Genomic DNA, 13,283 nt, shown 5'->3' with positions numbered 1-13,283 from the left:
CCGGTAGGGATTAGTATTCCCCGGCAGCCTCTCGCTCCGATTACTCTTGCTCCGTCCATTAACGGTAACTGCACTACGTACAGTTATACGAATGCTTTTTCGTGTTCTTAAGGAAATAACTGCACTCTGTACACGTATTTAGGCGGAATTCTGCGAATAGGCGGGATTCCGCTTTTTCAATTGTACAGATTGCAATTAAAAGCTCCAGGATCACCAGAAATCAGGAATCTAACGGTATGGAATACAATTAGGTCATATCAGCCATGGCCCTGCGTTCCCCACCCAATCTGCACACATAAGTACACTCAGGCAGCTGTTGCATTTCCCCGGTATGCCGGCGTAAAACTGGACAAGCCAGGCTTGCCTTACTCGCGTTACACGCCTTACATGCCTTACTCGCCTTACTCGCCTTACTCGCGTTACTCGCGTTACTCGCCTTACTCGCGTTACTCGCCTTACTCGCGTTACTCGCCTTACTCGCGTTACACGCCTTACTCGCGTTACACGCCTTACTCGCGTTACACGCCTTACTCGCGTTACACGCCTTACTCGCGTTACTCGCCTTACTCGCCTTACTCGTCTCACACGCCTCGCACGCCCCGCATATCAATGGATACAGTCGCTCAAATTCAGACTTGTCTCCGGGTTTACTTTCCGGTGGAAAGTGGTATAGTATATGTATAAGTTGCCCTGAGGAAATATAGTTGTACTATTGCAACAATGATTATCATTCTCATTTATCATGCTGTCCCGGCTGAGCCGGGGCAGCATGTGTCATTTTAAGGGCTTTAATAATGGCTCTCATTCTCAGTAAGTCTCTCAGTCAGGCTCTCTCAGTCAGGCGTCCATTCTCACTTATGCTCTTCACTACAAACAGGAAGGTGATTTTTATTATGCAAGCAACATCCAAACAAATCCCTAAACCGATAGCCCGCCAAGGCAACGCGCAGCAGCCGCGGACTCCGAAGCCGCGGCGCTTTGATCCGCGGGCCATGCTGAGAAACAGGGAAATGCAGGCCGCGCTCGGCAGCGGCTTGCTTATGCTTATCGCCTGGGCTGTCAGCGGGTGGTCAGAGGTGCTCTCCGTACTGATTTACGTGATCTCGTACACAATAGGCGGATGGATCAAGGCGAAGGAGGGCGTAGAAACGCTGGTCAAAGAGCGTGATCTCGATGTCAACCTGCTGATGATAGCCGCCGCACTAGGTGCAGCCTCCATCGGCTACTGGAATGAAGGGGCGATGCTGATCTTCATCTTTGCCATGAGCGGAGCGCTGGAGAGCTATACCATGGAGCGCAGCAAAAAGGATATTTCTTCGCTGATGGCGCTGAAGCCGGCTACTGCTGTACGTATTGAGCAGGGGGCAATGAGCGAGGTGCCGATTGATCTTTTGGCTGTCGGAGATTTACTGCTGGTGCGTCCGGGTGAACTTATTCCGGCAGACGGCAAGGTCTATCGCGGCGAGTCGGCAGTCAATCAGGCTTCGATTACTGGTGAATCCCTGCCGGTGGAGAAGACAACCGGAAGTGAAGTGTTCGCAGGAACGGTTAACGGGGAAGGGCCGCTTTATATCGAGGTTACCACTGCCGCCGAGCACACGCTTTTCGCCAAGATCATCAAAATGGTTGAAGAAGCGGAAACCGAAGTCCCGGATTCCCAGCGGTTCATTAAGCGCCTGGAGGCGATTTATGCCCGTGTTGTGGTCATCGCAACCGTTATTCTGATTGCACTGCCGCCGTTTGTGCTCGACTGGAGCTGGAGCGATACTTTCTATAAAGCGATGGTATTCCTGGTTGTCGCCTCTCCGTGTGCCCTGGTCTCGTCCATTATGCCCGCTATGCTGTCGGCCATCTCCAAAAGTGCACGCAAAGGCATCCTGTTCAAAGGCGGTGTACATCTGGAGAATATGGCGAAGGTAACAGTGGTTGCTTTTGACAAGACGGGGACGCTGACTGAGGGGATTCCGCAGGTCACTGATTTTATTGCCGGAGAAGGGTACAGCCGGGATGAGCTGCTGGCAGTCAGCGCCTCGATTGAGAAGCTGTCACGTCATCCGCTGGCGGAGGCCATTGTCCGTTTGGCGGAGGAGGAGCGGGTGGAGCTGCACAGCACCCAGGAGAGCAAATCCGTAACCGGCTGGGGGATTGAAGGCTGGATTAACGGCAGATTGTGGAGAATAGGTAAAACCAATGTATTGGATGAACGTGCTGTGGCAGTGAAGGAAGAGCGCCATGCGTCCTGGAAAGCGGTTCGGAAGCAGCTGGAGAGTGAAGGGAAGACCGTTTCACTGATTCTGGAAGGAGATCACATCGCCGGCATGATTGCTCTGCAGGATACGGTGCGTCCGCAGGCGGAAGCTGCAGTGCGGAAGCTGCAGAAGCTGGGAATTAAGGTAGCGATGCTGACGGGGGACCGTGAAGCCACAGCAGCCGTAATGGCCGGAAGAACGGGAGTCGATCTTGTTTTTGCCGATCTTTTGCCGGAGGACAAAGTGGCCCATATCAAGGCGCTGCGTGAACAATACGGCCATGTCATCATGGTCGGCGACGGGGTGAATGATGCACCGGCGCTGGCTACCGCTACAGTCGGGATGGGCATGGGCATGAAAGGCAGCGGGGCCGCACTTGAAATCGCCGATGTGGTATTAATGAATGATAATATCGAGGAGATTGCTTCGACGATTGAATTAGCCCGCCGTACACAGCGGATTGTGAAGCAGAATATGATTTTTGCGGTAACGGTGATCCTTACCCTGATATTAAGCAATTTCTTGCAGGGAATTGCCCTTCCTTTTGGCGTGGTCGGCCATGAGGGCAGTACGATTCTTGTCATCCTCAATGGGCTACGATTGCTGCGCTGATTCCTTCAGAAAAGCTCTTTACAAAGAGATTTCGACAAATAGGTTGTTCAAAATTGAATTGTTCACAAAAAAGGCCGATTCATACGTGTCTGGCATATTGACATATTCCCTTGAGATGATCATAATAAGTACTACATTATAATTATTTTAATTAAGAAATTGCAGATTAGACGTCTATGCGTCCATCTCAAGGAGGATATAATCATGTATAAATCAATTATCGTCGGTACCGGACCTGCCGGGCTGACTGCTGCGATCTATCTGGCCCGGGCCAACCTGAATCCGCTGGTGATCGAAGGTCCCCAACCGGGTGGACAGCTGACAACTACAACAGAAATCGAGAATTTTCCGGGATTCCCTGAAGGGATTATGGGACCGGAGCTCATGGACAATATGCGTAAGCAGGCAGAGCGTTTCGGGGCAAAATTCATTACAGGCTGGGTTAACAGTGTGGAGCTGGGGGAACGCCCTTACAAGCTTGAAGTGGAGGGAATGGGGACCTTCGTGACCGATACCCTGATTATTTCCACTGGCGCTACAGCGAAATATCTCGGGATTCCCGGTGAACAGGATAATATCGGACGCGGTGTCAGCACCTGCGCCACTTGCGACGGATTCTTCTTCCGCGGTAAGGAAATTGTCGTTGTCGGCGGCGGAGATTCTGCGCTTGAGGAAGCTGGCTTCCTGACCCGCTTTGCCTCCAAGGTAACCCTTGTGCACCGCCGCGAAGAGCTGCGCGGTTCGAAGATCATGCAGGACCGGGTTCGTGATAATGCTAAGGTTGCCTGGGGCCTGAACCGCACTCCACTGGAAGTCGTCTCCGGTGACAAAGGTGTAAGCGGGCTTAAGGTGCTGAATAATTTAACAGGTGAAGAAGAAATTATTGAAGCCAGCGGCGTATTTGTAGCGATTGGCCATCATCCAAACACAGCCTTCCTGGGCGGACAGATCACTACGGATGCGAATGGATATATTGTGACCAATCCGGGCACTTCCGAGACTAACATCCCTGGCGTATTCGCTTGCGGCGACGTTCAGGATACCCGTTACAGACAAGCGATCACGGCAGCCGGCAGCGGATGCATGGCAGCGATGGATGCTGAGAAATATATTGAAAGCCTGGAACATAGCGCAGTAATTCTGTAACCCTATTTGGTGAAAAAGGCACTCCGGTGCTACAATAGATTTCATTGAAAACAAACTTTTAGGAGGAATCAACCAATGGAAAATGTAATTGTGTACACTTCAACCAACTGTCCACATTGCCGCCAGGTAAAAAGCTTCCTGAGCGAGCAGGGTGTATCCTACGAGGAACGCAACATTGAGCAGAACGATGATTTTGCACAACAGGTTTGGGATATGGGCCTCAGAGCCGTGCCTGTAACGGTCATCGGTGATTTCAAAATTGTCGGGATGAATAAAACCCAGTTTACCAAAGCATTGGCAACTGTTTAATGCACGACGTGCTTATATAGAGTCCTTCATTAGGCCGCTTCCTGCCGGGGGCGGTCTTTGTGTTCGGATTTTTTGGAACTAGAGTACTTGCACTTAATGAAACAGATAGGGGGTCGTCGGCCTTGTTAATATGCTTAAGGGATTATTGGAATGATGATGCGGTGAAAGACTTGCTGGCTCTGTGCATGATGGCTGACGGCGAGGTGATCGGGCAGGAAATAAACAGCTACAACACAGGGGGTTCCAAGGAACTGTTCGGCTGTTTTGTAGATGGTGAATTGGCAGGATTAGCCGGGATTATCCGGCAGAGTGAGCAAGCCTTAGAAATCAGACATCTTGCGGTTCAGACGAAGTGGCGGGGAAAAGGGATTGGCAGAGGAATGATTACGGAGATCAGCAAAACCGCAGGAATTGAAACGATAACTGCAGAGACTGATCATGAGGCTGTGGGCTTTTACAGGAGTGCCGGATTTGCGATTACCAGCCTGGGCGAACAGTATCCCGGAGTTGAACGCTTTGCCTGCATTCTGTCCGTAGGCGCTGCAGCACAGAGCAGAATGTAAGCTGAACGATACAGCTTACCGTATAAAAGGTAGCCGGACTTGAAAGAGGTCCGGCTATTTTTTATACAGCCAGAGTCATTGGGTTTCGGCAAATCATTAAAAAGCGTGGGTAAGGGACATAACCACCTGGAAGATGGCATAAACAGCTATACCGCTAAAGATAAGCATAAACCCCGATTTCTTCTTTGATTGGAACATCCGCAGCACGCCGAGGCTGATTAAAGGGGCGATAATGAGTAAAAGCAGCAGCACAGTGATGAACATCTGCGCAGAAATATCAGATGTGTCAACATAGGTCATGGGCTCACTCTCCGTTTCAGAACAAAAAGGGTGGTGTGATATATGTCACACTTATGCAACCTTATTATAATGGATTTAAAAGTGTTTTGCTGCATCTTATGCTGTTATATTTGCGGCGATTTTACGTCAATTTATTCAGAGTGTAACCCTGATATTGCCTAGAAAATGCATCACGGCCGAGAAACCCGCACCAATCATCGTTCCACGGCTGCCCAGCTTGGAGAAGGTAATCTCTAGCTGCTGCTTGTGATAGGGAAGCGTACGCTCGGCTACCACTCGGCGCAGCGGCTCGCCAAGCCACGGCTCGGCTTCAGATAAGGCTCCGCCGATAACAATCAGCTCAGGGTTGAAGCTGTTAATGAGGTTGGTTACCCCGATTCCCAGATATTCCCCCATGGACGAGAAGTGGCGCAAGGCGTCCTCCTGTCCACTGCGTGCATGCCGGACAAGTTCCCGGGTCGTACGTGCGGGCAGTGTTAGCCCCGAATTATCATAGGTCTTCTCCGAAGCATAAAGCTCCCAGCAGCCGCGGCTCCCGCAGCTGCAGGGCTTGCCTTCCGCCTCTATGGTCATATGGCCGGTCTCTCCTGCATATCCGCGGGCACCCTTATACAGCTCCCCGCCGATGATGATCCCCGAGCCGATCCCTGACCCCGCACTGATGTATAGCAAATGGCGGACATCGCGTGCCGCACCGAAATTCAGCTCTCCCTGTGCCCCCGCATTTGCTTCATTGTCAATCGTGACCGGGACTGAAAACGAGTTTTCCAGGATAGACCGCAGATCGATCATCTCCCAGCCAAGGTTAGGTGCAAACAGCACAACGCCGTGCTCGTCAACCATCCCCGGAACCCCTACACCAATCCCTACGATGCCATACGGGGAGGGCGGAGCCATGGCGATCAGATCGGCGATGATGCGTTTCATCTGCTCCAGTACATAAGGGAAATCATGGGCCTCCAGCCGGCAATCCAGCTCCTGCAGAATGCCGCCGCCGAGGTCACAAAGTACGGCTGTAAGCTGTTTTACCCGCAGCTCAATGCCGAGTACACTTCCAGCCATCGCATTGAAATGCAGCATCAGCGGTTTGCGTCCTCCGCTGGATTCGCCGGGTCCTACTTCAGTAACAAGCTCCTGGCCGCATAGCTCGGCAACAAGATTCGATACGGTTGCTTTGTTGAGGCCGGTCATCTCGGACACCTTGGCCCGTGAGACCGGGGAGAACATGCGGATCGTATGTAGAATAATCGATTTATTGATCTTTTTGACCAGCGCCTGGTCACCTGTAACTTTCACGAAGCACACTTCCTTTTTTGACAACGTTCTCATTGATACATGCCATTTAGTCTAGAGCGATGTTCGCCAAAAAGCAACAGGCAGAGGAGCAGGATATATAGAGTGGAGCCTGGAGCCTGGTCTATAAGCTTAGGTATAGGTACTGCGGCCAAGGGGTACTTTATGTTCATATAATTAGGCAGACCGGGAGGAGGAGAGAGGTTGCCTCCGGGTATGAGGACAAATAACAGACACAATAAAAGTTTTTCAAAACTTTGTTTAACCAATATACAAAGTCGGAAAGATGTGTTAAGATGATGCTGTAAACGCTTGCTTACGGGCGAAGCATAATAGAGGAGGATTTTACAAATGGCTTATTTTGAATCAGTGAGCAAAATCTCTTACGAGGGAAGCCGTTCCACTAACCCTTACGCATTCAAATTCTACAATCCTAAAGAAATCGTAGCCGGCAAAACTATGGAAGAGCACCTGAAATTTGCAATGGCTTATTGGCATACATTAACAGCAGGCGGCGCCGATCCGTTCGGTGCTGAAACTGCAGTCCGCGCTTGGGATAAGCTGAGCACGATTGATAAGGCAAAGGCCCGTGCAGAAGCAGCATTTGAGTTCATGGAAAAAATGGACCTGCAGTACTACTGCTTCCATGACGTGGATATCGCTCCTGAAGGCGCATCTTTGCGCGAGTTCTACAGCAACATTGATACCATCGTAGACATCCTTGAACAAGGTATGAAGTCTTCCGGCAAAAAATTGCTGTGGAACACTGCCAACATGTTCACCAACCCGCGCTATATGCACGGTGCAGGCTCTACCTGCAACGCTGATGTGTATGCATACGCAGCTGCACAGGTTAAGAAAGGTCTGGAAGTTGGTAAACGTCTGGGCGCTGACAACTATGTATTCTGGGGCGGCCGTGAAGGCTATGAAACGCTGCTGAATACAGATATGGGCCTGGAGCAGGACAACATTGCCCGCCTGTTCAGCATGGCTGTAGACTATGCTAAGGAAATCGGCTTCGAAGGCCAGTTCCTGATCGAGCCTAAACCGAAAGAGCCTACTAAACACCAATACGACTTCGATGCAGCAACTACTATCGCGTTCCTGCAGAAGTACAACCTTGATAAACACTTCAAGCTGAACCTTGAAGCTAACCATGCAACCCTTGCCGGCCACACCTTCGAGCATGAGCTGCGTGTAGCACGCATCAACGGCATGCTGGGATCGCTGGATGCGAACCAGGGCGATCCGCTTCTGGGCTGGGATACCGATGAATTCCCTGCAAGCATCTACGATGCTACCCTGACCCTGTATGAAGTGCTGAAGAACGACGGACTTGGCAAAGGCGGTATCAACTTCGATTCCAAAGTACGCCGTCCTTCCTTCGAGCCTGAGGACCTGTTCCTGGCACACATCTCCGGTATGGACATCTATGCTAAGGGTCTGAAGGTTGCCGCTAAGCTGATTGAAGACCGTGTATTCGACGACTTCATCGCTAAACGTTACAGCAGCTTCACTGAAGGCGTAGGCGCTGATATCGTGTCCGGCAAAGCAACTTTGGCTTCGCTGGCTGAATATGCACTGGGCAATGAAACTCCGCGTCCGAACCAGTCCGGACGTCAAGAGCTGCTCAGAGCGACTTTGAACCAGTACATCCTGACAGCTGAGTAAGATTACACCGGATTTGCGGCACTGTCCGTAAATTCATGGATCACTAACGCAACGGGGGTTGCTGAAGAGAGCATTCTTCGGCAGCCCCCTTTTTTTATACGGACAACAGGGTAATAATTAGAAGCAGCACTAATAGGAGGACTATGATAACTATGAAATATGTAATCGGTGTCGATCTCGGAACGAGCGCGGTAAAGACGGTATTGGTTGATCCGCAGGGGAAAGTAGCTTTTGAGCATTCGGCAGCGTATCCGCTTAAGCGACCGCAGCCCAACTGGAGTGAACAGAATCCGGAGGATTGGGTTAACGGAACACTCGTCAGCCTGCGCCGCCTGATCGAGACATCGGGCGTTGATCCGTCACAGGTAGACGGAATCAGCTTCTCCGGCCAAATGCACGGGCTTGTACTCGTGGACAGTGAAGGCAAGGTACTGCGTCCGGCTATTCTCTGGAATGATACCCGCACTACAGCACAGTGCCGCAAGATTGAGAAGACGCTTGGAACAAAGCTTATCGACATCGCCAGAAACAAGGCACTGGAAGGGTTCACGCTGCCTAAGATCCTCTGGGTTCAGGAGAACGAGCCGGAGGTTCTGGCCCAGGCCCATCAATTCCTGCTGCCGAAAGACTATGTACGTTTCCGGTTAACCGGTGATTATGCCATGGATTATTCAGATGCCGCCGGAACGCTGCTGCTGGACGTTGGTGCGAAGGAATGGAGTCCGGAAATCGCCGAAGCCTTAGGACTTCCGGTTTCTTTGTGTCCAAGACTGGTAGAATCCTTCGAACAGACTGGAACGCTGCTGCCGGAGATTGCGGAAGCTTCCGGACTGCTTACATCCACGAAGGTATTTGCCGGCGGAGCCGACAATGCCTGCGGCGCACTGGGTGCGGGAATTCTGGGTGAAGGACGGACGATGTGCAGTATCGGCACATCAGGTGTAGTTCTCTCCTACGAGACTAATAAGGATCTTAATCTGGAAGGCAAAGTCCATTTCTTTAACCACAGTGAGAAGGATGCCTTCTATATCATGGGTGTTACCCTGGCTGCAGGTCATAGCCTTACCTGGTTTAAAGAAACGTTTGCTGCTGAGAAGAGCTTTGAGGAACTGCTGCAGGGCGTGACTTCCGTACCGGCAGGCAGCGGCGGGCTGCTGTTTACACCATATATCAGCGGTGAGCGCACTCCTCATCCGGATGCGAATATCCGCGGCAGCTTCATCGGCATGGACTCCGGACACACGCTTTCACACTTTACCCGCTCCGTGCTTGAAGGAATTACGTTCTCGCTTCGCGAATCTATTGAAATTGTACGTGAATCCGGCAAGGAAATTACGGAGATTGTCGCGATCGGTGGCGGTGCCAAGAATGAAGCCTGGCTGCAGATGCAGGCGGATATTTTTGGTGCTTCAATTATTAAGCTGGAGAGCGAACAGGGGCCCGCGATGGGCGCCGCGATGCTGGCTGCATACGGCAGCGGCTGGTTCACCTCACTGGCCGAATGTGCCGAAGCCTTCATCCGTCCGGCAGAAGTGTTCAAACCGAATGCGGAGCAGGTGGCGGTATATGACGGATTGTTCGCTCTTTACCAGGAAGTATACGGCCAGACCCGTGAATTGAACGACAAGCTGGCGGCATACCGTAAGTAAGCACCCGCCGGTAAGCGGAACGATGATCACTCGCGGATTCCGGAGAGGACATAAGATCCTTTCCGGATTTTACGTTAAAGGGGGTTGAAGACTAATGATAAAAGTGCTGATTGTTGATGATGAGCCCAAGCTGCGGGAAGGGCTGCGGACCTTGATCCCCTGGGAAGAAGAAGGCTATACCGTAGTGGCAACAGCGGCGAACGGATTCGAGGCGCTTGAGAAGTTCCATACCTTTGCTCCCAGGCTGATCGTCGCCGATATCCGTATGCCGGGAATGGATGGTCTGGAGCTGATTGCTGAACTTCGTAAACAAAACGCCAATTGCCATGTGCTGATTCTTAGCGGCTATGCAGACTTCGAATATGCTAAACGTGCGATTTCCTGCCATATCGACGGATATTTACTGAAACCGGTTGATGAGGAGGAATTGATCTCTTATCTGAAGGAACTCCGGGTAACGATAGAACGGGAAGAGCAGTTCAGCAGGCTGCAGACTGAAGCAGAGGTAAGCAATCATGAAGCCTGGCTGCGCGGGCTGCTTCAGCCTGACAGCGAGGATATTGCCGTACCGGAAGCAGCAGCAAGGCTTGGCCTGCAGGGGGAAAGTGAGGTTATTCTGCTCCAGCTGATGCGTCCCCATAAGGGGGAGGACGGAAGGGAGGAGCGGGTCCGGAGCCTGCTGGAACGCTATTTGCCGCCGGAGAGGGCAATCTTTTTCAGTTTGCCTCCCTTTCTAGGTCTTTTGCTGAAGGAGCCTCTGAAAGATGAAGCTGCCCGTGCGGCACTGTGGCAGGAATTAAACAGAATCATTGCCAGAGAAGGACTGGACTTTTATGCTGCATCCGGAGGAGCGGTAGCGGAGCCGGAACTGGCAGCCGCATCATATACTGCTGCGCGGGAGCTGCTGGAGCAGGCCTTTTTCGGGCGCAGGGAGATTCTGGTGAGCGGGGCAGTAGAGCAATGGGCAGAAGCAGTGCAGGAGCCCGGGGAGCTTGCTGATTCTGAACGCGATGAAGAAATGGAGCTTCTGCTGGCGGTCGAGACAGGAAGCACTGAGGTACTGTCCCCGCTAGTGAGGCAAATTATCTGCAAGCTGGTTGAGACCAGACATGATGAGACCTATATCAAAGACAATCTGATTCGGATTGTAAGCAGTACGATAGCCCGGCTGGAGGCCGTAAATCCCGATGTCCGCACGTTGATCAGCGGGAATGCCTCTCCTGCGAGTGAAGTGTACAACAGCTATTATCTTAGTGATATCCTTAGCATGGTAGCCGATTATCTGGAACATATTGCGAAGCAGCTGAACACCGGCGGACGGGGCGACGAGATTAAGCGGATTACGGATTTGATTCAGCGCCGGTACAACGAGAACCTGAAGCTGGGAATGCTTGCGCAGATTTTTAATTATAACAGCGCTTATCTGGGCAAAATGTTCAAGAATCAGATCGGCGAGCATTTTAACACTTATCTGGACAAGGTGAGAATTGAGAAAGCCAAGCAGTTCCTCACGCAGGGCATGAAGGTATACGAGGTAGCCGAACGGGTCGGTTACATGAATGCCGATTATTTCAACGCGAAATTCCGCAAATATGTAGGTGTATCCCCCAGTGCCTTCCGCAAGGAGCAGTGAACAGGCAGGGCTTGCTGAACATTAATTCTAGGATTATGATAGACGGGCTGTTCCCCATCTGACCAGGGTGAGGGGAGCAGCCTGTTTGGCTTTTTGCGGGAGAATGATTTGGGATGGGGGGATTAAGATCAAGCAGCTAATAAGCATGATCAATAATATGAAGCTGAAGTATAAGCTAATGTTGTTTTACGTTGTGGTTGTCATGATTCCAGTGCTGATTGTAGGGATTACCCTGATCAGCTATTTCCGGAGTGCAGCCCTGGACCGGGCCATCGATCAGGCGACAAATAACGTCGAGAAAATCAAGAGCCAGTTTTCAGCCAAGCTTCGTGTGCCTACGGACATCTCTAACCTGCTCTTTTTTGATGAGAATCTGAAGATGCTTGTGAATAGGCAATACCCGAGCATCCTTGAGCTTACGAAAGCCTATATGAATTATACCGATTTTAAGGACTATATTTTACAGTACCGCGAAATCGCCAATATCCGCTTTTTTATCGACAATCCGACACTCGTTAACAATCTGTCGATAACTCCGCTGACTCCGGAGACAGAATCAAGCCCCTGGTATAAAAAGGTTATGGAGACCAAAGGAATCTATTGGCTCTATATTGATGACCAAGAGGGTTTTCTCAGCAACACTAAGGGGAGTATCAACAAACTCAGCCTGATCCGCCAGGTGGCTTATCCTGAATACAACAAGAATGGAATTATTATGGTCCAGATGAACCAGGATGAACTGAACAACATGCTGTCCCAGGAGCCATTCGAGACGATTATTACAGACGAACGGGGCTATATCGTGGCTGCAAAGAATCCGAAGCTGGTCGGGACGACGCTGGCCTCATTTGATATTGAAGTGAACCTGGAACACCACTCCGGCAATGTGATCCAAACGAAAGTCAAAGGGGAAGACTCCTACGTTATCGTTGATGAGATTACTCCTGAACTCAGTATCAGCAAGCTGAAGATTATTTCTGTATTCGAAACCAAAAGTATACTCAGCGGTGCGAACAAAGTGAGCATTCTCGGGTTGCTGATTATCAGCGGAGTATTACTGGTGGCCCTCGTGATGGTCTATACGATCTCTTTGCTCACAACCAACCGGCTGCTCCGGCTCAGCCGCCAGCTGAATCAAGTAGCCTTGGGTAATCTGGGCGTTGTCTCCCGTATTGACGGGACAGATGAGATCGGGCAGCTGTCACGCCAATTCAACTATATGGTGTCCAGTATCAACCAGCTGATCAGCCAGGTCATTGAGAGCAATGAGAAGAACAGTAAGCTGGAGATTGCCCAACGGGAAATCAAACTGAAAATGATGGCCAGCCAGATTCATCCGCATTTCCTCTTTAATGCGCTGGAATCGATCCGGATGAATGCCCATCTGAAGGGCGAGAAGGAAATCGCGAATATTGTCAGGCTGCTAGGCAAGCTGATGCGTAAGAACCTCGAAGTCGGCAGAGAACGGGCTCCGCTCAAGGAGGAGATTGAAATGATCCGCTCCTATCTGGAGATCCAGAAATTCCGCTATGAGGAAAGGCTGATGTATGAAATTGATTTTGACACCAAGGCCTCAGAGATTCTGATTCCGCCGCTGATCATTCAGCCGCTGGTGGAGAATTCGGTCGTCCACGGACTAGAGAATAAAGAAGGGCCCGTTCATGTGAAAGTCAGTGTAAAGCTGATCGACAATGAGATCCAGGTATATGTTACCGATGACGGTGCGGGGATGTCCCAGCAGCGGCTCTCTGAACTGCGCGGGGTGATTGCTCAGGCGGAAGAAGAGCAGCGGAGCCGGATCGGTATGCGCAATGTGCATCAGAGACTGGTCTTGTACTACGGGGAACAGCATGGCCTG

Annotated in this window: 10 protein-coding genes; 8 read left to right on the top strand and 2 right to left on the bottom strand. The window is 51.1% G+C overall.

Annotation, left to right across the window (positions count from 1 at the left end):
* Positions 1-893 precede the first annotated feature (893 nt).
* From AQR02_RS27150 to AQR02_RS27135, 4 genes are all read left to right on the top strand, one after another.
* Positions 894-2,861, top strand: coding sequence for a heavy metal translocating P-type ATPase (locus tag AQR02_RS27150; RefSeq protein WP_054943467.1), 1,968 nt, complete (start codon positions 894-896; stop codon positions 2,859-2,861).
* Between the two features lie 204 nt (positions 2,862-3,065).
* Positions 3,066-4,007, top strand: coding sequence for a thioredoxin-disulfide reductase (gene trxB, locus AQR02_RS27145; RefSeq protein WP_054943466.1), 942 nt, complete (start codon positions 3,066-3,068; stop codon positions 4,005-4,007).
* Positions 4,008-4,082: 75 nt separating this feature from the next.
* Positions 4,083-4,316: a glutaredoxin family protein gene (locus AQR02_RS27140; RefSeq protein WP_054943465.1), complete on the top strand. Its 234-nt coding sequence runs from the start codon at positions 4,083-4,085 to the stop codon at positions 4,314-4,316.
* Positions 4,317-4,438: 122 nt separating this feature from the next.
* Positions 4,439-4,879, top strand: coding sequence for a GNAT family N-acetyltransferase (locus tag AQR02_RS27135; protein ID WP_054943464.1), 441 nt, complete (start codon positions 4,439-4,441; stop codon positions 4,877-4,879).
* 96 nt (positions 4,880-4,975) lie between these two features.
* On the opposite strand, the gene AQR02_RS27130 is transcribed toward AQR02_RS27135, so the two are convergent.
* Positions 4,976-5,179, bottom strand: a complete 204-nt coding sequence (locus tag AQR02_RS27130) for a hypothetical protein (protein ID WP_054943463.1) — start codon at positions 5,177-5,179, stop codon at positions 4,976-4,978.
* Positions 5,180-5,314: 135 nt separating this feature from the next.
* Positions 5,315-6,475: an ROK family transcriptional regulator gene (locus AQR02_RS27125; protein ID WP_187388831.1), complete on the bottom strand. Its 1,161-nt coding sequence runs from the start codon at positions 6,473-6,475 to the stop codon at positions 5,315-5,317.
* Positions 6,476-6,823: 348 nt separating this feature from the next.
* On the opposite strand from AQR02_RS27125, the gene xylA reads away from it, so the two are divergent.
* From xylA to AQR02_RS27105, 4 genes are all read left to right on the top strand, one after another.
* Positions 6,824-8,143 carry a xylose isomerase gene (gene xylA / locus AQR02_RS27120; RefSeq protein ID WP_054943461.1) on the top strand — a complete coding sequence of 440 codons (1,320 nt, stop codon included), beginning with the start codon at positions 6,824-6,826 and terminating at the stop codon, positions 8,141-8,143.
* 152 nt (positions 8,144-8,295) lie between these two features.
* The gene (gene xylB / locus AQR02_RS27115) at positions 8,296-9,792 is read left to right on the top strand and encodes a xylulokinase (RefSeq protein WP_054943460.1); all 1,497 of its coding nucleotides are present in this window, start codon (positions 8,296-8,298) and stop codon (positions 9,790-9,792) included.
* Positions 9,793-9,886: 94 nt separating this feature from the next.
* Positions 9,887-11,425, top strand: coding sequence for a response regulator transcription factor (locus tag AQR02_RS27110; RefSeq protein ID WP_054943459.1), 1,539 nt, complete (start codon positions 9,887-9,889; stop codon positions 11,423-11,425).
* 157 nt (positions 11,426-11,582) lie between these two features.
* On the top strand, positions 11,583-13,283 hold a 1,701-nt coding region (locus AQR02_RS27105; RefSeq protein WP_245237766.1), incomplete at its 3' end, for a sensor histidine kinase.

The sequence above is a fragment of the Paenibacillus ihuae genome, from assembly GCF_001368795.1.
Classification (GTDB): domain Bacteria; phylum Bacillota; class Bacilli; order Paenibacillales; family Paenibacillaceae; genus Paenibacillus_AQ; species Paenibacillus_AQ ihuae.
This window is presented reverse-complemented; position numbering and strand designations above follow the sequence as displayed.

Bases quoted from the DNA above. Each gene is read 5' to 3' on its own strand.
- trxB (WP_054943466.1), top strand. From the start codon at position 3,066: ATGTATAAATCAATTATCGTCGGTACCGGACCTGCCGGGCTGACTGCT.
- xylB (WP_054943460.1), top strand. From the start codon at position 8,296: ATGAAATATGTAATCGGTGTCGATCTCGGAACGAGCGCGGTAAAGACG.
- xylA (WP_054943461.1), top strand. From the start codon at position 6,824: ATGGCTTATTTTGAATCAGTGAGCAAAATCTCTTACGAGGGAAGCCGT.
- AQR02_RS27150 (WP_054943467.1), top strand. From the start codon at position 894: ATGCAAGCAACATCCAAACAAATCCCTAAACCGATAGCCCGCCAAGGC.
- AQR02_RS27140 (WP_054943465.1), top strand. From the start codon at position 4,083: ATGGAAAATGTAATTGTGTACACTTCAACCAACTGTCCACATTGCCGC.
- AQR02_RS27110 (WP_054943459.1), top strand. From the start codon at position 9,887: ATGATAAAAGTGCTGATTGTTGATGATGAGCCCAAGCTGCGGGAAGGG.
- AQR02_RS27130 (WP_054943463.1), bottom strand. From the start codon at position 5,179: ATGACCTATGTTGACACATCTGATATTTCTGCGCAGATGTTCATCACT.